Genomic DNA, 19,555 nt, shown 5'->3' on the forward strand with positions numbered 1-19,555 from the left:
GTGATTACGCTCGCCTGTTTCCGCAAGGGCTAAATGACGATCCACACCAGCGCCATCGCGACCAGCAGCGCAATCAGCAACAGACCCGGGCGCGCCGACATCGTTTTTACTGCCTCGATGAATGGTGTGAACGGGCTATAGATGGGCTGAATATCGCGAATGTCGAGGGTATCCTGCGAACGTTCGACACGTCTGAGGAATATCTGATTTAGCAGATCCTGTACCTGGGCGATGGTCAGAGCGGATTGCGGCGTGACGTTCCAGGTCTGCTGCGCGTAATCCTGCAGCGCCTGCATTTCACGGGGTTCCAGCGGTTGTTTAAGCGCTGCCTGTATCGAGTGCAGCGTTGGCGTCGGCTGGCTGCTCAGTGTTTGTCGTGCCTGCAGCCAGGTCACCAACTGGGCGAAGTGCTTCGCCGGGATCAGCTCGCCGGTTTTCACGCCTGAGAGTTCCAGCATTGATTGCCAGATAAGCTTGCTGGACTCGCCGGTCGCGGCTGCCAGGCGGGTGACCAACTGGTTCAACGTATTATGCTCGGCAGGCGCCAGCGGACGATCTGTGGCCGGACGTTGCTGCGGTTGCGGAATAGAAAGCTGGCCGTTCTGCAACAGCAGCAACACGCTTTTAAGCTGCTCAGGCGTCAACTGGCTCAGTGCGGTTTGCCCGAACTGCTGGCGAACATAGTCGCTCACCGCCTGGCGGTTATTACCCTGACTCAACAATTCGGTTAATTGCGACAGCGTTTGACGGGTGCTGAGATTCTGCTGCGCTGTGGTCAGCCGCTGATTTAAATTCTGTTCGGCGGCGGGGAAATGGCGCGAGAGCAGGGGCGCATCGCCTTTCAGTCCCAGATCGTGCTTAATTCCCGCCCACACTTCCGCGCTCTGCTGCGACGTCAGCGCTACCAGACGTGTTATCAAACGCTCCAGCACCGTACGTTGCTGAGTTGAAAGCGGTTGTTCGCCGGGTGTGGACGTGGCCGGAACACCTTCACCGGGCGGGCGAGCGGGCATGCCTGAAATGGGTTGCGTCATGAGAAATCCTTACCGTCGTTGCTGTGTCCACCAGGTTGCAGGTATGCCTGGCGGCGAGATTATGGCACACTTCTGCGGTTAACTCTCGTTCTCAGACAGGTACAAACTGTGAAAATCCTCGTTGATGAAAATATGCCTTATGCCCGCGAATTATTCAGTCGCCTGGGCGAAGTCAGGGCCGTGGCTGGTCGTCCGCTTCCAGAGGAAGCGCTGGATGACGCTGACGCGCTGATGGTGCGCTCGGTCACGAAGGTCAATGCCGCATTACTGGCGGGCAAACCGGTGAAATTTGTCGGTACGGCCACGGCGGGAACCGATCATGTGGATGAGGCGTGGCTTGCGCAGGCGGGGATCGGTTTTTCCGCGGCGCCAGGTTGTAACGCGATTGCCGTGGTGGAATATGTATTTTCCGCGCTGCTGATGCTGGCAGAACGAGATGGTTTTGCACTGACTGACCGTACGGTGGGTATCGTCGGCGTGGGTAATGTCGGTGGGCGTCTGCAAAAACGGCTTGAGGCGCTGGGGATCAAAACGTTCCTGTGCGATCCGCCGCGTGCCGATAAGGGCGACGAAGGTGATTTTCTGCCGCTGGAAACGCTGGTGGAGCAGGCGGACGTTCTGACCTTCCATACGCCGTTATTTAAAGACGGCCCGTACAAAACGCTGCATCTGGCGGATGAGGCGCTGATGAGCCGCCTGAAGCCTGGTACTATTCTGATTAACGCCTGTCGCGGCGCGGTGGTTGACAACCGCGCGCTGCTGGCGCGTCTTAACGCCGGGCAATCGCTAAGCGTGGTACTCGACGTCTGGGAGCCGGAGCCGGATCTTAATACCGAATTGCTGGCGCGGGTGGACATTGGCACCGCGCATATCGCGGGATATACCCTGGAAGGTAAAGCGCGTGGCACTACGCAGGTATTTGAAGCCTATAGTGAATTTATCGGTCAACGCCACCAGATTTCGCTGGATACCCTGTTACCGGCGCCGGAGTTTGGCCGCATTACCTTGCACGGTCCGCTCGATCAGGCAACGCTGAAAAGGCTGGTGCATTTGGTGTATGATGTGCGCCGCGATGATGCGCCGCTGCGACAGGTAGCGGGTAAAGCGGGTGAATTTGACAAGCTGCGCAAAAATTATCAGGAACGCCGTGAATGGTCCTCGCTGTATGTGCAGTGTGATGATGCCCGGGCGGCTGAAACGCTGAAAAAACTGGGCTTCAACGCCGTTCATCACGCAACACGTTAATGTCTTCTTAATACGCTTCGCCGACGATAGCGGCGGGGCGGCTATTTTTTCTGGAGTAACCACCATGTCTGAAGGCTGGAATATTGCCGTACTGGGCGCCACGGGCGCCGTGGGTGAAGCCCTGCTCGAAACCCTTGCCGAGCGTCAGTTCCCGGTGGGTGAATTGCATGCGCTGGCGCGCAGCGAAAGCGCGGGTGAATCGCTGCGTTACGAGGGCAAAACCGTGCTGGTGCAGGACGCCGCCGATTTTGACTGGACACAGGCGCAACTGGCGTTTTTCGTTGCCGGTGTTGAGGCGAGCGCGCAGTACATAGAGGAGGCCACCAACGCCGGTTGTCTGGTCATCGATGCCAGCGGGTTGTTTGCGCTGGAGCCGGACGTGCCGCTGGTAGTGCCAGAAGTGAACCCGTTTGTGCTGGCGGATTACCGCAACCGTAACATTATCGCCGTTCCGGACAGCCTCACCAGCCAGTTGCTGGCGGCACTGAAACCGCTGATCGACGAAGGCGGATTGTCGCGCATTGCGGTCACCAGCCTGATGTCTGCTTCTGCTCACGGCAAAAAAGCGGTCGATGCGCTGGCAGGGCAGAGCGCCAAACTGCTGAACGGTATTCCGATCGATGAAGACGATTTCTTCGGTCGCCAGCTGGCGTTTAACCTGTTGCCGCTGCTGCCGGATCGCGAAGGCAGCGTGCGCGAGGAGCGCCGGATTGTCGATCAGGTGCGTAAAATCCTACAGGATGACGGCCTGATGATTTCCGCCAGTTGTGTGCAGTCGCCGGTTTTCTACGGCCATGCGCAGATGGTGAATTTTGAAGCGCTGCGTCCGCTGGCGGCGGAAGAGGCGCGTGACGCCTTTGCCCGTGGTGAAGACATTGTGCTGTCGGAAGCGAATGAATTCCCGACGCAGGTGGGCGATGCCTCCGGCAATGCGCAGCTGTCAGTGGGTTGCGTGCGCAATGATTACGGCATGCCGGAGCAAATCCAGTTCTGGTCGGTGGCGGATAACGTTCGCTTCGGCGGCGCGCTGGTGGCGGTGAAGATCGCTGAGAAGCTGGTGCAGGAGTATATGTACTAATGTCGGAAGTGGCAGAGCAGCCGGTCTACCGTATTGCCCTCGGCATCGAGTATGACGGCAGCAACTATTACGGCTGGCAGCGGCAAAACGAAGTGCGTAGCGTGCAGGAAAAGCTCGAGAAAGCGCTGTCGCAAGTCGCGAACGAGCCGGTTCACGTGTTCTGCGCCGGGCGCACCGACGCAGGCGTGCATGGCACCGGGCAGGTGGTGCATTTCGATACGCACGCGCTGCGTAAAGACGCGGCATGGACACTGGGTGTAAATGCGAATTTGCCTGGTGACATCGCGGTGCGTTGGGTGAAACATGTTGCCGATGATTTTCATGCGCGTTTCAGCGCCACGGCGCGCCGTTATCGCTACGTCATCTACAATCATCGCTTGCGCCCTGCGGTGTTAAGCCAGGGGGTGACCCATTGTCATCAACCGCTGGATGCCGAACGGATGCATCGCGCGGCGCAGTGTCTGATTGGGGAGAATGATTTTACCTCGTTTCGTGCTGTTCAGTGCCAGTCACGCACGCCATGGCGAAACGTGATGCACATTGACGTTCAACGTCATGGCCCGTATGTGGTGGTCGATATCAAAGCGAATGCTTTTGTTCATCATATGGTCAGGAATATCGTGGGCAGCCTGATGGAAGTGGGTGCCGGAAACCAGTCAGAGAACTGGATTGCAGAGCTACTGGCAGCGAAGGACAGAACGCTGGCGGCAGCAACGGCGAAGGCGGAAGGTCTGTATCTGGTGGCGGTGGATTACCCTGACCATTTTGACCTGCCGAAGACGCCGATGGGTCCGCTGTTTCTGGCGGACTAAGTGCGATAATGCAGTAACTAAAGGCTAAGCAACTATGGATCTGATTCGCTTTCTGATTGATTTCATCCTGCATATTGACGTTCATCTGGCTGAACTGGTCGCGCAGTACGGCGTCTGGGTGTATGCCATTCTGTTTCTGATACTGTTCTGTGAAACGGGTCTGGTGGTGACGCCATTCCTGCCAGGCGATTCGCTGCTGTTTGTAGCCGGCGCGCTGTCGGCGCTACCGACCAATGATCTCAACGTGCATCTGATGGTGCTGCTGATGGTTATCGCCGCTATCCTTGGCGATGCGGTGAACTATACGATTGGTCGCCTGTTTGGCGAGAAATTGTTCAGTAACCCGGATTCAAAAATCTTCCGCCGCAGCTATCTTGATAAGACCCATGCGTTCTATGAGAAACATGGCGGTAAGACCATCATTCTGGCGCGATTTGTGCCCATCGTCAGAACCTTCGCCCCCTTTGTGGCGGGAATGGGACATATGTCTTATCGTCATTTTGCGGCGTATAACGTGGTTGGCGCGCTGTTGTGGGTGCTGCTGTTTACCTACGCGGGTTATCTGTTCGGCGATCTGCCGATCGTGCAGGAGAATCTGAAGCTGCTGATCGTGGCGATCATCGTGCTCTCGGTCCTGCCGGGCGTGGTGGAAATCATCCGCCACAAGCGGGCTGCGGCGAAACAGACGAAACAGGTGAAGTAAGGGGTTCGACCACTTTTTTATCCCATGTTTCGAGCGCTTATGTTTTAATGTGCAACATTTCATGGTCTGTAAGCGGCAAAAATGGCATTATTCGCCCCTTACGGCAAAACTGGCATCGACCAGGTTCAGGCAGAAAGGTTATCAATGAGCTGGATTGAACGAATTAAAAGCAATATAACCCCCACCCGCAAGGCCAGTATTCCTGAAGGGATCTGGACCAAGTGTGATAGCTGCGGTCAGGTACTTTACCGTGCCGAGCTGGAGCGTAACCTGGAGGTTTGCCCTAAGTGCGATCATCACATGCGTATGACGGCGAGAAACCGCCTGCATAGCCTGCTGGATGAAGGATCTCTGGTTGAACTGGGGAGCGAACTTGAGCCGAAAGACGTGCTGAAGTTCCGTGATTCCAAAAAATACAAAGACCGTCTGGCAACCGCTCAGAAAGAAACCGGCGAGAAAGACGCGCTGGTAGTAATGAAAGGCACGCTGCACGGCATGCCGGTCGTCGCGGCGGCGTTTGAATTCTCCTTTATGGGCGGCTCGATGGGCTCGGTCGTCGGCGCGCGTTTCGTCCGTGCCGTTGAACAGGCGCTGGAAGACAACTGCCCGCTGATCTGCTTCTCCGCTTCCGGTGGCGCACGTATGCAGGAAGCATTGATGTCGCTGATGCAGATGGCGAAAACCTCCGCTGCGCTGGCGAAAATGCAGGAGCGCGGTCTGCCGTACATATCTGTACTGACCGACCCGACCATGGGTGGCGTTTCCGCAAGTTTCGCGATGCTCGGCGATCTGAACGTTGCTGAGCCGAAAGCGCTGATCGGCTTCGCCGGTCCTCGCGTTATCGAACAGACGGTGCGTGAAAAACTGCCGCCGGGATTCCAGCGCAGTGAGTTCCTGATTGAAAAAGGGGCGATCGACATGATTGTCCGCCGTCCGGAAATGCGCCTGAAGCTTGCCAGTATTCTGGCTAAGCTGATGAATCTCCCGTCGCCGGATCCCGATGAACCGCGCGAAAGCGTGGTGGTACCGCCGGTACCGGATCAGGAACCTGGGGCCTGATAATGCAAAGGGCAGGGCCAGACGGCGCTGCCCTTTTTGTTTCGTTAACTATCGCGGGCATCATGGAAAAACAACGTACTCCTCAGGCTACGTCGCCGCTGGCTGCGTGGCTTTCTTATCTGGAAAATCTGCATTCCAAAACCATCGATCTTGGCCTTGAGCGCGTCAGCGAGGTTGCCGTGCGGATGAAGGTGCAGAAACCGGCGCCGTTTGTCTTTACCGTGGCCGGAACCAACGGCAAAGGCACCACCTGCCGTACACTGGAAGCGGTGCTGATGGCAGCAGATTATAAGGTGGGTGTCTACAGTTCGCCGCATCTCGTACGCTATACCGAGCGCGTTCGTGTGCAGGGCGAAGAGCTGCCGGAAGCGGCGCATACCGCGTCGTTTGCTGAAATTGAAGCGGCTCGCGGCGATATTTCGCTCTCCTATTTTGAATTTGGCACCCTGTCGGCACTGTGGCTGTTTCAGCAGGCGCAACTGGACGTGGTGATCCTGGAAGTCGGTCTGGGCGGTCGTCTCGATGCCACCAATCTGGTGGATGCAGATGTCGCCGTGGTCACCAGTATCGCCCTTGATCACACTGACTGGCTGGGGCCGGATCGCGAAAGCATTGGCCGTGAAAAAGCGGGGATTTTCCGCCACGGTAAACCAGCGATTGTTGGTGAGCCGGATATGCCGTCGACCATTGCCGACGTGGCGCAGGAGAAAGGTGCGCACTTGCTGCGCCGTGACGTCGACTGGCGCTATGCGGTCAGCGACACTGGCTGGAATTTCAGTGACGCGCAGGGAGAATTGCGCGACCTGCCGTTACCGCAGGTGCCGCAGCCGAATGCGGCGACAGCGCTTGCCGCGTTGCGCGCCAGCGGGCTTAAGGTCAGCGAACAGGCGATCCGCGCCGGTATTGTGCAGGCTATTCTGCCCGGGCGTTTCCAGATTGTCAGCGAGTCGCCGCGCCTGATCCTCGACGTGGCGCATAATCCCCATGCGGCGGCGTATCTTGCCGAACGTCTGAAAATGTTACCCAGAGCCGGACGTCTGCTGGCGGTCATTGGTATGCTTCATGATAAGGATATTGCCGGTACGCTGGAGAATCTTACCGGGATGGTCGATAACTGGTATTGTGCCCCGCTGGAAGGACCACGTGGGGCGACAGCGGAACAGCTGCTGGAACATTTGCCTCGCGGCGTAGTCTATGCCAGTGTGGCAGATGCCTGGCATGCCGCAATGGCTGAGGCGAAACCAGAAGATACGGTGCTGGTGTGTGGTTCGTTCCACACAGTGGCGCATGTAATGGAAGAGATGGACGCGGGGAGAACCGGTGGCGAGTAAGTTTCAGAACCGTCTGGTCGGGACAATTGTGCTGGTAGCGCTGGGAGTGATCGTACTGCCAGGGCTGCTTGATGGTCAGAAAAAACATTATCAGGATGAGTTTGCGGCGATCCCGCTGGTGCCGAAACCATGCGACCGGGATGAGCCGGATATGCTGCCTGCCGCCACGCAGGCATTGCCTGCTCAGCCGCCGGAAGGGGCCGCTGAAGAAGTGAGGGCGGGAGATGCTGCAGCGCCATCGCTGGATCCGTCACGAATGACGGCCAACGGCAATGGCGATATCGACGAGGTACCCGCGCCGGTGACGCCGCCGAAGCCGAAACCAGTCGACAAACCGCAGCCTAAACCGACACCCGCTAAACCTGCGGCAACGCCTGTTGAAACGCCGCCGCCAGCGCCCGCTGAAAAACCGACGCCGGAGGAGAAACCTGCGCCGACCGGTAAAGCGTATGTGGTGCAGTTAGGCGCGCTGAAGAATGCTGATAAAGTCAACGAGATCGTAGGTAAACTACGCGGCGCGGGTTATCGTGTTTACACGTCGCCTTCCACGCCGGTACAGGGTAAAATCACCCGAATTCTGGTTGGCCCGGACGCCTCGAGAGATAAGCTGAAAGGTTCGCTTGGCGAGCTGAAACAGCTGTCGGGGCTGAGCGGGGTGGTGATGGGTTACTCGCCGAATTAACCCCGCTCCCCGGTGACGAACCGAATGGCGTTGAACATTTTTTCAGCGCCATTTTTATTTAAGCGCGGGAAGGAAATCCCTACGCAAACGTTTTCTTTTTCTGTTAGAATGCGCCCCGAACTGGATGACAGGGCGTGAAATCGTGGGACACATATGGTCTGGATTGATTACGCCATTATCGCGGTGATTGGTTTTTCCTGTCTGGTGAGCCTGATCCGCGGCTTTGTTCGTGAAGCGTTATCGCTGGTAACCTGGGGTTGTGCTTTCTTTGTTGCCAGCCATTACTACACTTACCTGTCAGTCTGGTTTACGGGCTTTGAAGACGAACTGGTTCGAAATGGGATTGCGATCGCGGTGCTGTTCGTCGCGACGCTGATTGTCGGCGCTATCGTGAACTATGTCATCGGAGCGCTGGTGGAAAAAACTGGCCTGTCCGGGACCGACAGGGTGCTGGGGATCTGTTTCGGTGCGTTACGTGGCGTACTGATCGTCGCCGCCATTCTGTTCTTCCTCGATACCTTTACCGGTCTGTCCAAAAGCGAAGACTGGCAGAAGTCGCAGTTGATCCCGCAATTCAGTTTCATCATCAGATGGTTCTTTGACTATCTGCAAAGCTCGTCGAGTTTCTTGCCCAGAGTATAAACTTTGGGCAGTTCTTAACGAGGAAAATGACGTATGTGCGGTATTGTCGGTATCGCCGGTGTTATGCCGGTCAACCAGTCGATTTATGACGCGTTAACGGTGCTTCAGCACCGCGGGCAGGATGCCGCAGGCATCATCACCATTGATGCGAACAACTGTTTCCGGTTGCGTAAGGCCAACGGCCTGGTGAGTGATGTGTTTGAAGCTCGCCATATGCAGCGTATGCAGGGCAATATGGGGATTGGCCATGTGCGTTACCCCACGGCCGGTAGCTCCAGCGCATCCGAGGCGCAACCTTTCTACGTCAACTCTCCTTTCGGTATTACTCTGGCGCACAACGGTAATCTGACCAACGCGCACGAACTGCGCAAAAAGCTGTTCGAAGAGAAGCGTCGTCACATTAACACCACCTCAGATTCTGAAATCCTGCTCAACATTTTTGCCAGCGAGCTGGATAACTTCCGTCACTACCCTCTGGAAGCGGACAACATTTTTGCGGCGATTGCCGCCACTAACCGGCAGATCCGCGGCGCCTACGCCTGCGTGGCGATGATTATCGGCCACGGGATGATCGCTTTCCGCGATCCGAACGGTATTCGTCCGCTGGTGCTCGGCAAGCGCGATATTGGCGACGGCCGTACCGAATATATGGTGGCCTCCGAGAGCGTGGCGCTGGATACGCTGGGCTTTGAATTCCTGCGTGATGTCGCACCTGGCGAAGCCATCTACATTACCGAGAAAGGGCAACTGTTCACCCGCCAGTGCGCGGATAACCCGGTCAGCAATCCGTGCCTGTTTGAGTACGTCTATTTCGCGCGTCCGGATTCGTTCATCGACAAGATTTCCGTCTACAGCGCCCGCGTGAATATGGGCACGAAGCTTGGCGAGAAAATTGCCCGCGAGTGGGAAGATCTCGACATCGACGTGGTGATCCCCATCCCGGAAACCTCCTGCGATATCGCGCTGGAAATCGCCCGTATTCTCGATAAACCGTACCGTCAGGGCTTCGTAAAAAACCGTTATGTCGGCCGCACCTTTATCATGCCGGGGCAGCAACTGCGTCGTAAATCCGTGCGTCGTAAGCTGAACGCCAACCGTGCCGAGTTCCGCGACAAGAACGTGCTGCTGGTGGACGACTCCATCGTGCGCGGCACGACGTCTGAGCAGATCATCGAGATGGCGCGCGAAGCCGGGGCGAAGAAAGTCTACCTGGCTTCTGCCGCGCCGGAGATTCGTTTCCCGAACGTGTACGGCATTGATATGCCGACCGCCAACGAACTGATTGCTCACGGCCGTGAAGTAGATGAAATCCGCCAGATCATCGGCGCAGATGGCCTGATTTTCCAGGATCTCAACGATCTCATCGACGCCGTACGTGCCGAAAACCCGGACATCCAGCAGTTTGAGTGCTCGGTATTTAACGGTGTGTACGTGACCAAAGACGTTAACCAGCAATACCTCGACTATCTCGATTCCTTACGTAATGACGATGCGAAAGCCCTGCTGCGTCAGAACGAAATGGAAAATTTAGAGATGCACAACGAAGGTTAAGCCTCCTCAGGCGCGTTCTGTTACCTGACAGGACGCGCTTTTCTTGCAACTCCCGTCCGTTTGCGGCATTGTCAGCCTGAAAATGTCGGGAGGACCAGTTATGAAACGACTCATTGTAGGCATCTCAGGCGCCAGCGGCGCAATTTATGGCGTGCGCCTGTTGCAGGTGCTGCGTGATGTCTCCGGGGTGGAAACGCATCTCATCATGAGTCAGGCGGCGCGTCAGACGCTGTCGCTCGAAACCGACATTACGCTGCGCGAGGTGCAGGCGCTGGCCGATGTGGTGCACGATGCCCGTGATATCGCTGCCTGTATCTCCTCAGGCTCGTTTAAAACGACCGGGATGGTGATATTGCCCTGTTCAATTAAAACGCTTTCCGGGATTGTTCACAGCTATACCGACGGGCTGCTGACCCGCGCGGCGGATGTGATCCTCAAAGAGCGGCGTCCACTGGTGTTGTGCGTGCGCGAAACGCCGCTGCATCTTGGGCATCTGCGATTAATGACCCAGGCGGCGGAAATCGGGGCGGTGATCATGCCGCCGGTGCCGGCGTTTTATCATCGGCCTGAGACGCTGGATGACGTGATTAACCAGACAGTTAACCGGGTGCTTGACCAGTTTGATATTGATTTGCCAGAGGATTTATTTATCCGCTGGCAGGGTGCATAACGACGCACCAAAGTAGTGCATATTCTTTCGCTTCGCCCTGTCCTGGGGCGATTTTGCAACCACGATCAAATCCTCAACATTTAATTTGTTTTTTTGCGCTGCGCCGCTGCGGTTTATCTGTCATTGCTGTTATCTTTCCATCTGACGACAACATCGCAACCTTTTATTAACATATTTAACGTCGATTTCGTAGTACCCGGCGAATATGGCATAAAAGATGCAAGAATTGTCTGCAACAACAACACACAACACGCAAACGACATAACAAGACACTTACTACATCACGACATTTTAAGGGTAATGTATGAAGAAGACGGTTCTGGCTCTCACGTTGTTATCAGGTATCTGCAGCGCATCCAGCGTATTTGCTGCGTTGCCGCAGACGGTTCGTATTGGCACAGACGCAACTTATGCGCCTTTCTCATCGAAAGACGCGAAAGGGGATTTCGTCGGGTTTGATATCGATTTGGGCAATGAGATGTGCAAACGCATGCAGGTGAAATGTACCTGGGTGGGCAGCGACTTTGACTCTCTGATCCCTTCGCTGAAAGCGAAAAAGATCGATGCCATCATTTCTTCGCTCTCCATTACAGAGAAACGTCAGCAGGAAATCGCTTTCTCAGACAAACTCTATGCCGCGGACTCCCGCTTAATTGCCGCGAAAGGGTCGTCGGTGAAACCGGATCTGGATGTGCTGAAAGGCAAACACGTTGGTGTGCTTCAGGGGTCGACTCAGGAAGCCTATGCCAATGAAAAATGGCGCACAAAAGGCGTTGATGTTGTTGCCTATCAGAATCAGGATTTGATTTACTCCGATCTCGCCGCAGGTCGTCTGGATGCCGCCTTCCAGGACGAAGTGGCCGCCAGTGAAGGTTTCCTCAAACAGCCTGCCGGTAAAGCGTTCGACTTTGCTGGTCCTTCCGTGAAAGACAAAAAATACTTCGGTGACGGCACCGGCGTGGGTCTGCGTAAAGACGACGCTGAGCTGAAAGCCGCCTTCGACAAAGCGCTGGGCGATCTGCGAAAAGATGGCACTTACGACAAGATGGCGAAGAAGTATTTTAACTTTAACGTTTACGGCGAATAAGTTGCATACCGCAGACCATCCAGACTAACGGAGTGTAATGCATCAAAATGATGACTCGTTTTGGTGCATTACCCTAATGAATGCTTGAGATGCGCGCCTGATATGCTGATTTGAGGCTTATCAGTGCATATTTAAGCATTTGCGATGCAAAAAAGCGTGTCGACTTACCTCAAAAAATGGCACGATAACCTGTACCGTACTTTTGCTTAACCCCGTTAGAATGACAGTCTGTTGAGGATAGATATGAAAAAACTGGCGTTGTCTCTCTCATTAATGCTGGCGCTTTCCAGCATATCCACCGTTTATGCAGCCATCCCGCAAAAAATTCGTATCGGCACCGATCCCACTTATGCCCCGTTCGAATCGAAAAATGCCCAGGGTGAACTGGTGGGTTTTGACATCGATCTGGCGAAAGAACTCTGCCAGCGCTTAAAAACACAATGTACCTTCATTGAAAGCCCGCTGGATGCGCTGATCCCCTCTCTGAAAGCGAAGAAAATCGATGCGATCATGTCGTCGCTGTCGATCACCGAAAAACGTCAACAGGAAATTGCCTTCACCGACAAACTCTATGCGGCGGATTCTCGTCTGGTGGTGAAGAAGGGCAGCAATATCACGCCTGATCTCGCGACACTGAAAGGCAAACGCGTTGGCGTGCTACAGGGCACCACCCAGGAAACCTACGGCAACGAGCACTGGGCGGCGAAAGGGGTCGAAATTGTCTCTTATCAGGGGCAGGACAACATCTACGCTGACCTGACGGCAGGGCGCATCGATGCCGCATTCCAGGACGAAGTCGCTGCCAGCGAAGGTTTCCTCAAGCAACCGGTGGGAAGTGATTATGAGTTCGGTGGTCCGTCAATCAAGGACCTCAAGCTGTTCGGCGTCGGCACTGGTATGGGCCTGCGAAAAGAAGATAACGAACTGCGTGAAGCGCTGAACAAAGCGTTTGCTGAAATGCGTGCCGATGGTACCTACGAAAAATTAGCGAAAAAGTACTTCGATTTTAATGTGTATGGTGACTAACCAGCACGTATGAGCCTTCGCGCCTTCTGGCGCGAAGGTGTTACACAGACGGGACAGGCGCAATGCTGTACGGGTTTTCACAAGTTATTTTTCATGGCGCCATCGTGACGCTGGAACTGGCTATCAGTTCCGTGCTGTTAGCCGTGGTGATCGGGCTTGCCGGGGCAGGCGCGAAATTGTCGAACAATCGCCCGCTGGCGTTGTTGTTCGAAGCCTATACCACGCTTATTCGCGGGGTACCGGATCTGGTGCTGATGCTGCTGATTTTTTATGGTTTGCAGATAGCGCTCAATACCATTACAGACACCTTAGGCTTGTCGCAGTTTGATATCGATCCGATGGTCGCGGGGATCATTACGCTGGGCTACATCTATGGCGCCTATTTTACCGAAACCTTTCGCGGCGCCTATCTGGCAGTGCCGAAAGGGCATCTGGAAGCGGCAACGGCGTTTGGCTTTACCCGCCGCCAGACCTTCCGCCGCATTATGTTTCCGGCGATGATGCGCTTCGCCCTGCCGGGCATCGGCAACAACTGGCAGGTCATTCTGAAAGCCACCGCGCTGGTGTCGCTGCTCGGACTGGAGGACGTGGTTAAAGCCACGCAACTCGCCGGGAAAAGCACCTGGGAGCCGTTCTACTTTGCTGTCGTATGCGGGGTGATTTATCTGGTGTTTACCACGGTCTCCAACGGTGTGCTGCTGTTGCTGGAGCGTCGCTATACCGTGGGTGTGAAGAGGGCTGACCTGTGATCGAAATTATTCAGGAATACTGGAAGGCTCTGCTGTGGACCGACGGCTATCGCTTTACCGGGGTGGCTATTACGCTCTGGCTGCTGATTTTATCTGTGGTGATGGGCGGCATGATGGCGGTGCTGCTGGCGATTGGACGCGTTTCCAGCAATAAATTTATCAGCATGCCCATCTGGCTTTTCACCTATATTTTTCGTGGTACGCCGCTTTACGTTCAACTGCTGGTGTTTTACTCGGGGATGTATACGCTGGAAGTGGTGAAGGGCACGGAACTGCTGAACGCGTTTTTCCGCAGCGGCCTGAACTGTACTGTGCTGGCGCTGACCCTGAATACCTGTGCGTACACCACGGAGATTTTCGCCGGGGCCATCCGCTCAGTGCCGCACGGTGAAATTGAAGCGGCGCGCGCGTACGGCTTCTCCAGCGGCAAAATGTACCGCTGTATCATTTTGCCGTCGGCGTTACGCATCGCTTTACCGGCCTACAGTAACGAAGTGATCCTGATGCTGCATTCGACCGCGCTGGCCTTTACCGCGACGGTGCCGGATCTGCTGAAAGTCGCCCGTGATATCAACTCGGCGACCTATCAGCCCTTTACCGCATTCGGGATTGCCGCCGTACTGTATCTGATCATTTCGTATGTGTTGATCAGCCTGTTCCGCCGTGCGGAAAAGCGCTGGATGCAGCATTTATCACCTTCTTCAACGCATTGAGAACATCATGGCTGAGAACAAACTAAACGTCATCGATTTGCATAAGCGCTACGGCGAGCATGAAGTATTGAAAGGTGTCACGCTGAAGGCGAATGCCGGGGATGTTATCTCGATCATCGGTTCATCAGGCTCCGGGAAAAGTACTTTCCTGCGCTGCATTAACTTCCTCGAAAAGCCGAGTGAAGGCTCGATTGTAGTGAACGGCCAGAATATCGGTCTGGTGCGTGACAAAGACGGTCAACTGAAGGTCGCGGACAAAAACCAGCTCCGTCTGCTGCGTACACGCCTGACGATGGTGTTTCAGCACTTCAACCTGTGGAATCACATGACTGTGCTGGAAAACGTAATGGAAGCGCCAGTTCAGGTTCTCGGGCTGAGCAAACAGGAAGCCCGCGAGCGGGCGGAAAAATACCTGGCGAAAGTCGGTATCGACGAGCGTCAGCAGACGAAATACCCGGTACATCTCTCCGGCGGTCAGCAACAACGCGTGTCCATTGCCCGGGCGCTGGCGATGGAGCCGGAGGTGCTGCTATTTGACGAACCGACGTCTGCGCTTGATCCTGAGCTGGTGGGCGAAGTGTTGCGCATCATGCAGAAACTGGCCGAAGAAGGGAAAACGATGGTCGTGGTAACGCACGAAATGGGATTTGCCCGCCACGTCTCCTCCCACGTGATTTTCCTGCATCAGGGGAAAATCGAAGAGGAAGGGCACCCGGACGATCTGTTTGGCAACCCGCAAAGCCCGCGCCTGCAGCAGTTCCTGAAAGGCTCACTGAAATAACACACGATAGCCCGCAGGTCGGGCTATTCTTTCTGAGTGCGGGAGCGGTTTCGTTCGAGTTGCTTAACGTAATGCAGGATGCTTTGCGCTTCCATTGACGAGCGTAGCTGTAACGCCAGATTAAGGCTGTCGAGTACGCGAGCATTCGCTACCAGCGGTGAGTCTTCCGCGATACGGTTTTCGCTTACCAGCCATTCCACCACTTTACGCCAGCTCCAGAGCGGCGAATTGCCCTTCACGCGCTGTACCGGAGCGGGAAACTGACCGCGACCTCGTGCGCCGTCTTTCAGTAATGCGACAGCCTGACGGGAAAGCCCGGTTCGTTCAGCGATGTCGCTGAGCCCGACCAGGGTTGAATCCACCGACTCCACACGAGCAGCAATACCCGCCGTTTCAATGTTATGGACAGCAGACAGGATGGCGCTGCTTAATGTTTCACTTTCGCGATCAAACTCCAGATACACTGAAGTGCCGTAAAAGCACACCAGGGCATCGTCGCAGCCATTCGCGAACAGCGTATCTTCCAGCCCTGGCGTGCTGGCGGTCACGCCGGAAAGTGTCAGGGTGAAGTTAAACAATGGCATAACGGGTTACTCCTTTAAAATGGATAAGCCTGATGACCGGTGTACGCCGGAGAGCAACGATCCACCATGCGGATGATTTGCCTGGCATGGTTGACGCAATTTCCCGGTGTAGACCAGACGCTCATCATATGTTCCTTGTGCTGCGGTATGCCGCAGCGTAGACGTCCAAAACAGTGGGCGCTTTTTCCGCCGGGGTGGAAAACCCAGCCGCGAAAAATCGCATAATCAATTGCCGCCCGAATATGTTTATCTGGATGTTCCTTCATCATTTTGTTTCCTGCGCAGTGTGAAGTGAGTGTTGACGAATGTCAACGGTATTAATGCAATTAATCACGCGAGGAACATTTATCGCTAAAGATTTTTAGCGTTCCGGAAACGACTTCACATTTGATCAGAAACGGCGGGAGTAATTTTGCGTTTTGCGAGCCGCATTCCACGCGTTATCTCAGGAATACGGCGACAGTCATGAAGGGATTAAAATGCAGATTTTTCCAGACGATAGGCCCAGTCGTCATAGTGTACGCCGTCAATCTCGTATGCTTTTTCCAGCATTTGTGTCCGCACGAAGCCGCACTTCTCCAGTACGCGCACCGAACCGGTATTGTCGGCCAGCACCCAGGCATTCAGCGCTTTGACACCCGCCTGCGTAAAGGCATATTCGCAGAGCGCGCGCACCGCTTCGCTGGCAATGCCTTTCCCCTGAGCCTGTGGGATAAACATATAGCCAATATCCGCCTCTTCACGATACTGCGGGCTGATTTTCAGGCCTATATCGCCCAGCGCGGTCGGGTCGTCATGGGTACGTACCACAAAGGTATGCGGGGCATTCAGGCGGGTGGCGAACAGCAGACGGTTATCTTTTTCAGGGGCGATGCTGGCGATATAGCGCATCACTGACGGGTCTTCACGCAGAACGCGAAAAAAGTTCCAGTCAGTAGTCTGGAAGGGAGAAAGGATAAGCCGGGTGGTGGTGATTGTCGCCATAACGTCGCCATTCAGATGAGTTGGCCTTTCACTGTATCATGAGCCTGTTGCGCGCAATCAACCTACCACATCTGACAGGGCTTCTTCTAAGTCATACCAGCGGAATGCGAAACCGGCCTCTTCCAGCCGTTTTGGCAGTGCGCGTTGACCGCCGAGCACCAGCACCGAGGATTCCCCCATCATCAGGCGTATCGCGGTGGCAGGTGCGCGCAGCACGGCCGCGCGGTGCAGCACATGGCCGAGCGTGTGGGCGAACTGCTCGTTACGCACCGGGTAGGGCGAGACCATGTTAAACGGGCCGCGCAGGTCGTTGTCGAGCAGCCAGAGAATGCCGTTCACCATGTCATCGATGTGGATCCACGCCAGATATTGTCTGCCGTTGCCCATCGGCCCGCCAAGGCCGAGCCGGAAAAGTGGCAGCATTTTAGCGAGGATCCCGCCTTTCGGGGCCAGCACCACGCCGGTACGCAGCAGACAAACACGGGTATGATCGCTCTGCGCGCCACTGGCGATTTGCTCCCAGCGGGCACAGAGTTTGTGGGTAAATTCGTTATGTGGCGGTTCTTCTTCCGTCACCACCACTTCGCCGAGATCGCCATAATAACCCGCAGCTGAACCACTGATCAGCACCGCCGGTGGCGTTTCGCTGGCATGAAACAGGTCGACCAGCTTTTGGGTGATGTTCCAGCGGCTGTTGCAGAGCCGCTGCTTCTGTTCGTCAGTCCAGCGCTTATCAGCAATGGGTTCACCGGCGAGATTGATCACCGCATCGATACCGTCCAGATCCTGGCGATCACCGAGCCCTTTCCACAGTGAAACGCGATCACCCAATAGCTTGTGCGCCTTTTCGGGGTTTCGGGTGACCACCGCGACATCATGCCCCAGCGCGAACAGCCGGGGGATCAGATGACGTCCAATGAGCCCTGTACCGCCGGTTATCAGAATTTTCATGCAACCTCCCGGTTGCGCTTAACGTCGCCAGCTCATCGTCATGGATACCGAGTCGGCGTACCGCAGCGCATGAAGTTTGTCGATCTCTACTTCAGCATAAGTGACCCAGTGATGTTCGCGTGCGATGTCGAGCACATCCTGAGTTAATTTTTCCAGCAATGAGAAACGGTTATCTTCAATGTGCCGGATGATGCTTTTGGTGATCGTGCGATAATTCAGCGCATCGTTAATGTCTTCGCTGTTACGTGCCTTATCGGCAGGGTAGTGGATCACGACGTTCACTATCACATCCTGACGATTGGCGATCTCCTCTTCCTTGATGCCGATAAAAGTACGCAGGCGCAGGTTTTTAATTCGAATCATGGCGTCTGGCTGAGACATTGCTGGCTTCCTCTGTATCGTGGTTGCCGCCATGATACATCATCTTATCCGGCTTGCGCTTTTTGCAACGCCCGGACGGTTGCTGGTCGGGTCCGGATGCGCTCAAACCAGTTTTTTACTGCCGGAAAGTTTTCCAGATCAACACGCTGGCGCTCATGGGCATTCACCCACGGCCAGCAGGCGATATCGGCAATGCTGTAGTCTTCACCCCCCATCCACGGCGAGGTTTCGAGCCGTTTGTTAAGCACGTTGTACAGGCGCTGCGTCTCGACCTGAAAACGTTCAATGGCATAAGGCACCGGTTGCGGCGCGAAGTGGTTAAAGTGGTGATTCTGCCCCAGCATAGGCCCCAGACCACCCACCTGCCAGAATAGCCACTGCAGGGTCGTAAACCGTGCGCGTGGCTCCTGGCTGAGCAATTTGCCCGTTTTTTCCGCCAGATAGACCAGAATCGCGCCCGACTCGAACAGACTCAGCGGCGCGCTGCCATCGACTGGCTCGTGATCGACAATCGCCGGGATCTTATTATTGGGCGACACCTCAAGAAACGCCGGACGAAACTGCTCGCCTTTGCTGATATCCACCCGAATCAGGCGGTAAGCCAGTTCGGCTTCTTCGAGGAACAGGGCAATTTTGTGTCCGTTGGGGGTTGGCGCGTAATACAAGTCAATCATCATCACTCCCGTGAATAAGCCGACGTGTTGAAACAAGGAGTATAGAAGCTCATTGAGGAGTGTGAGTTTTGATCAAGTGACAGCGTGCGAAAGAGGCGATATGGTGAAAGAAAACCCGATAGCCCGTTGAGGATACTATGAGCAAACCCGTCATTACGCTGTGGTCTGATGCCAGTTTTTTCTCGCCGTATGTCATGTCCGTCTACGTTGCCTTACAGGAGAAGGGCTTACCGTTTACTCTGAAAACAGTTGATCTGTCCCGCGGTGAGCATTTACAGGCGCAATGGAAAGGTTTTTCCGTCACCCGTCGCGTTCCGTTGCTGGAAGTGGATGCCTTTGAGCTGAGCGAATCGTCGGCCATTGCCGAATATCTTGATGAGCGCTTTGCGCCACCACAGTGGGAACGCCTCTATCCTCATGATCTTGAAAAGCGCGCCCGCGCGCGGCAGATTCAGGCGTGGCTGCGCAGCGATCTGATGCCCATTCGCGAAGAGCGCTCAACCGAGGTCATTTTCGGCGGTGTGAAGAAGCCGGCACTGAGCGCGGCAGGGCAGAAAAGTGCAGAGAAATTATTCCGTACTGCCGGTGAGTTGTTGGCTCATGGTAATCCCAATCTGTTCGGCGAGTGGTGTATCGCCGATGCCGATCTGGCGTTGATGCTCAACCGTCTGGTGCTTAACGGCGACGAGGTGCCAGAACGTCTGGCGGATTACGCCACCTTTCAGTGGCAACGCGCTTCGATACAACGCTGGGTGGCGCTTTCCGCCAAACGCGCGGGCTGATCGGCTACAAAAAATCCGTTAAAATAGCGCGGTTTT

The 19,555-nt window shown here is 55.4% G+C and carries 23 protein-coding genes; 16 read left to right on the forward strand and 7 right to left on the reverse strand.

Annotated features, from left to right (window positions below; translation table 11 throughout):
- Positions 1-29: 29 nt before the first annotated feature.
- On the reverse strand, positions 30-1,034 hold the full coding sequence (gene flk / locus QMG90_RS07380; protein WP_283283202.1) for a flagella biosynthesis regulator Flk: 1,005 nt from the start codon (positions 1,032-1,034) through the stop codon (positions 30-32).
- A gap of 108 nt (positions 1,035-1,142) precedes the next feature.
- On the opposite strand from flk, the gene pdxB reads away from it, so the two are divergent.
- From pdxB to hisP, 15 genes are all read left to right on the forward strand, one after another.
- Complete coding sequence (gene pdxB / locus QMG90_RS07385) at positions 1,143-2,279, forward strand: 4-phosphoerythronate dehydrogenase PdxB (RefSeq protein ID WP_283283203.1); 1,137 nt, start codon at positions 1,143-1,145, stop codon at positions 2,277-2,279.
- 64 nt (positions 2,280-2,343) lie between these two features.
- Positions 2,344-3,357, forward strand: a complete 1,014-nt coding sequence (locus QMG90_RS07390; RefSeq protein ID WP_283283204.1) for an aspartate-semialdehyde dehydrogenase — start codon at positions 2,344-2,346, stop codon at positions 3,355-3,357.
- On the forward strand, positions 3,357-4,169 hold the full coding sequence (gene truA, locus QMG90_RS07395; RefSeq protein ID WP_283283205.1) for a tRNA pseudouridine(38-40) synthase TruA: 813 nt from the start codon (positions 3,357-3,359) through the stop codon (positions 4,167-4,169). The genes QMG90_RS07390 and truA overlap by 1 nt, the downstream gene beginning before the upstream one ends.
- Positions 4,170-4,203: 34 nt before the next feature.
- Complete coding sequence (locus QMG90_RS07400; protein WP_283283206.1) at positions 4,204-4,872, forward strand: DedA family protein; 669 nt, start codon at positions 4,204-4,206, stop codon at positions 4,870-4,872.
- 144 nt (positions 4,873-5,016) lie between these two features.
- The gene (gene accD, locus QMG90_RS07405) at positions 5,017-5,931 is read left to right on the forward strand and encodes an acetyl-CoA carboxylase, carboxyltransferase subunit beta (RefSeq protein ID WP_038156687.1); all 915 of its coding nucleotides are present in this window, start codon (positions 5,017-5,019) and stop codon (positions 5,929-5,931) included.
- 62 nt (positions 5,932-5,993) lie between these two features.
- Positions 5,994-7,262 (forward strand): bifunctional tetrahydrofolate synthase/dihydrofolate synthase, encoded by a 1,269-nt coding sequence (folC, locus tag QMG90_RS07410; protein WP_283283207.1) that lies wholly within the window; start codon positions 5,994-5,996, stop codon positions 7,260-7,262.
- Complete coding sequence (gene dedD, locus QMG90_RS07415; protein WP_283283208.1) at positions 7,252-7,944, forward strand: cell division protein DedD; 693 nt, start codon at positions 7,252-7,254, stop codon at positions 7,942-7,944. Before folC ends, dedD begins: the two co-directional genes overlap by 11 nt.
- A gap of 153 nt (positions 7,945-8,097) precedes the next feature.
- Positions 8,098-8,586: a colicin V production protein gene (gene cvpA / locus QMG90_RS07420; protein WP_038156685.1), complete on the forward strand. Its 489-nt coding sequence runs from the start codon at positions 8,098-8,100 to the stop codon at positions 8,584-8,586.
- 33 nt (positions 8,587-8,619) lie between these two features.
- Positions 8,620-10,137 (forward strand): amidophosphoribosyltransferase, encoded by a 1,518-nt coding sequence (purF, locus tag QMG90_RS07425; RefSeq protein WP_054179310.1) that lies wholly within the window; start codon positions 8,620-8,622, stop codon positions 10,135-10,137.
- A gap of 100 nt (positions 10,138-10,237) precedes the next feature.
- Entirely contained in the window at positions 10,238-10,807 is a 570-nt protein-coding gene (locus tag QMG90_RS07430; RefSeq protein WP_283283209.1) for a UbiX family flavin prenyltransferase, read from the forward strand.
- A 304-nt stretch (positions 10,808-11,111) separates the two neighbouring features.
- Complete coding sequence (gene argT / locus QMG90_RS07435; protein WP_283283210.1) at positions 11,112-11,894, forward strand: lysine/arginine/ornithine ABC transporter substrate-binding protein ArgT; 783 nt, start codon at positions 11,112-11,114, stop codon at positions 11,892-11,894.
- 243 nt (positions 11,895-12,137) lie between these two features.
- Positions 12,138-12,920 (forward strand): histidine ABC transporter substrate-binding protein HisJ, encoded by a 783-nt coding sequence (gene hisJ / locus QMG90_RS07440; protein WP_283283211.1) that lies wholly within the window; start codon positions 12,138-12,140, stop codon positions 12,918-12,920.
- A gap of 62 nt (positions 12,921-12,982) precedes the next feature.
- Positions 12,983-13,669 carry a histidine ABC transporter permease HisQ gene (locus tag QMG90_RS07445; RefSeq protein WP_283283212.1) on the forward strand — a complete coding sequence of 229 codons (687 nt, stop codon included), beginning with the start codon at positions 12,983-12,985 and terminating at the stop codon, positions 13,667-13,669.
- Positions 13,666-14,382: an ABC transporter permease gene (locus QMG90_RS07450; protein WP_283283213.1), complete on the forward strand. Its 717-nt coding sequence runs from the start codon at positions 13,666-13,668 to the stop codon at positions 14,380-14,382. The genes QMG90_RS07445 and QMG90_RS07450 overlap by 4 nt, the downstream gene beginning before the upstream one ends.
- Before the next feature lie 7 nt (positions 14,383-14,389).
- Positions 14,390-15,163: a histidine ABC transporter ATP-binding protein HisP gene (hisP, locus tag QMG90_RS07455; RefSeq protein ID WP_038156676.1), complete on the forward strand. Its 774-nt coding sequence runs from the start codon at positions 14,390-14,392 to the stop codon at positions 15,161-15,163.
- 23 nt (positions 15,164-15,186) lie between these two features.
- Here hisP and QMG90_RS07460 read toward each other — a convergent pair whose 3' ends face one another.
- From QMG90_RS07460 to yfcG, 6 genes are all read right to left on the reverse strand, one after another.
- On the reverse strand, positions 15,187-15,747 hold the full coding sequence (locus QMG90_RS07460; RefSeq protein WP_283283214.1) for a helix-turn-helix transcriptional regulator: 561 nt from the start codon (positions 15,745-15,747) through the stop codon (positions 15,187-15,189).
- Between the two features lie 14 nt (positions 15,748-15,761).
- Positions 15,762-16,013: a hypothetical protein gene (locus tag QMG90_RS07465; RefSeq protein WP_283283906.1), complete on the reverse strand. Its 252-nt coding sequence runs from the start codon at positions 16,011-16,013 to the stop codon at positions 15,762-15,764.
- A gap of 208 nt (positions 16,014-16,221) precedes the next feature.
- A complete protein-coding gene (locus QMG90_RS07470) occupies positions 16,222-16,731 on the reverse strand; it encodes a GNAT family N-acetyltransferase (protein ID WP_283283215.1) in 510 nt (169 codons plus the stop codon).
- Positions 16,732-16,788: 57 nt separating this feature from the next.
- A complete protein-coding gene (locus tag QMG90_RS07475) occupies positions 16,789-17,682 on the reverse strand; it encodes a TIGR01777 family oxidoreductase (RefSeq protein WP_283283216.1) in 894 nt (297 codons plus the stop codon).
- An 18-nt stretch (positions 17,683-17,700) separates the two neighbouring features.
- The gene (gene folX, locus QMG90_RS07480) at positions 17,701-18,063 is read right to left on the reverse strand and encodes a dihydroneopterin triphosphate 2'-epimerase (protein WP_054179301.1); all 363 of its coding nucleotides are present in this window, start codon (positions 18,061-18,063) and stop codon (positions 17,701-17,703) included.
- Positions 18,064-18,107: 44 nt separating this feature from the next.
- Entirely contained in the window at positions 18,108-18,737 is a 630-nt protein-coding gene (gene yfcG, locus QMG90_RS07485; protein WP_283283907.1) for a GSH-dependent disulfide bond oxidoreductase, read from the reverse strand.
- Positions 18,738-18,874: 137 nt separating this feature from the next.
- Here yfcG and yfcF point away from each other — a divergent pair, with 137 nt between their 5' ends.
- The gene (yfcF, locus tag QMG90_RS07490) at positions 18,875-19,519 is read left to right on the forward strand and encodes a glutathione transferase (protein ID WP_283283217.1); all 645 of its coding nucleotides are present in this window, start codon (positions 18,875-18,877) and stop codon (positions 19,517-19,519) included.
- The last annotated feature ends 36 nt before the right edge of the window (positions 19,520-19,555 follow it).

The organism is Trabulsiella odontotermitis, from assembly GCF_030053895.1.
GTDB classification, from domain to species: domain Bacteria; phylum Pseudomonadota; class Gammaproteobacteria; order Enterobacterales; family Enterobacteriaceae; genus Trabulsiella; species Trabulsiella odontotermitis_C.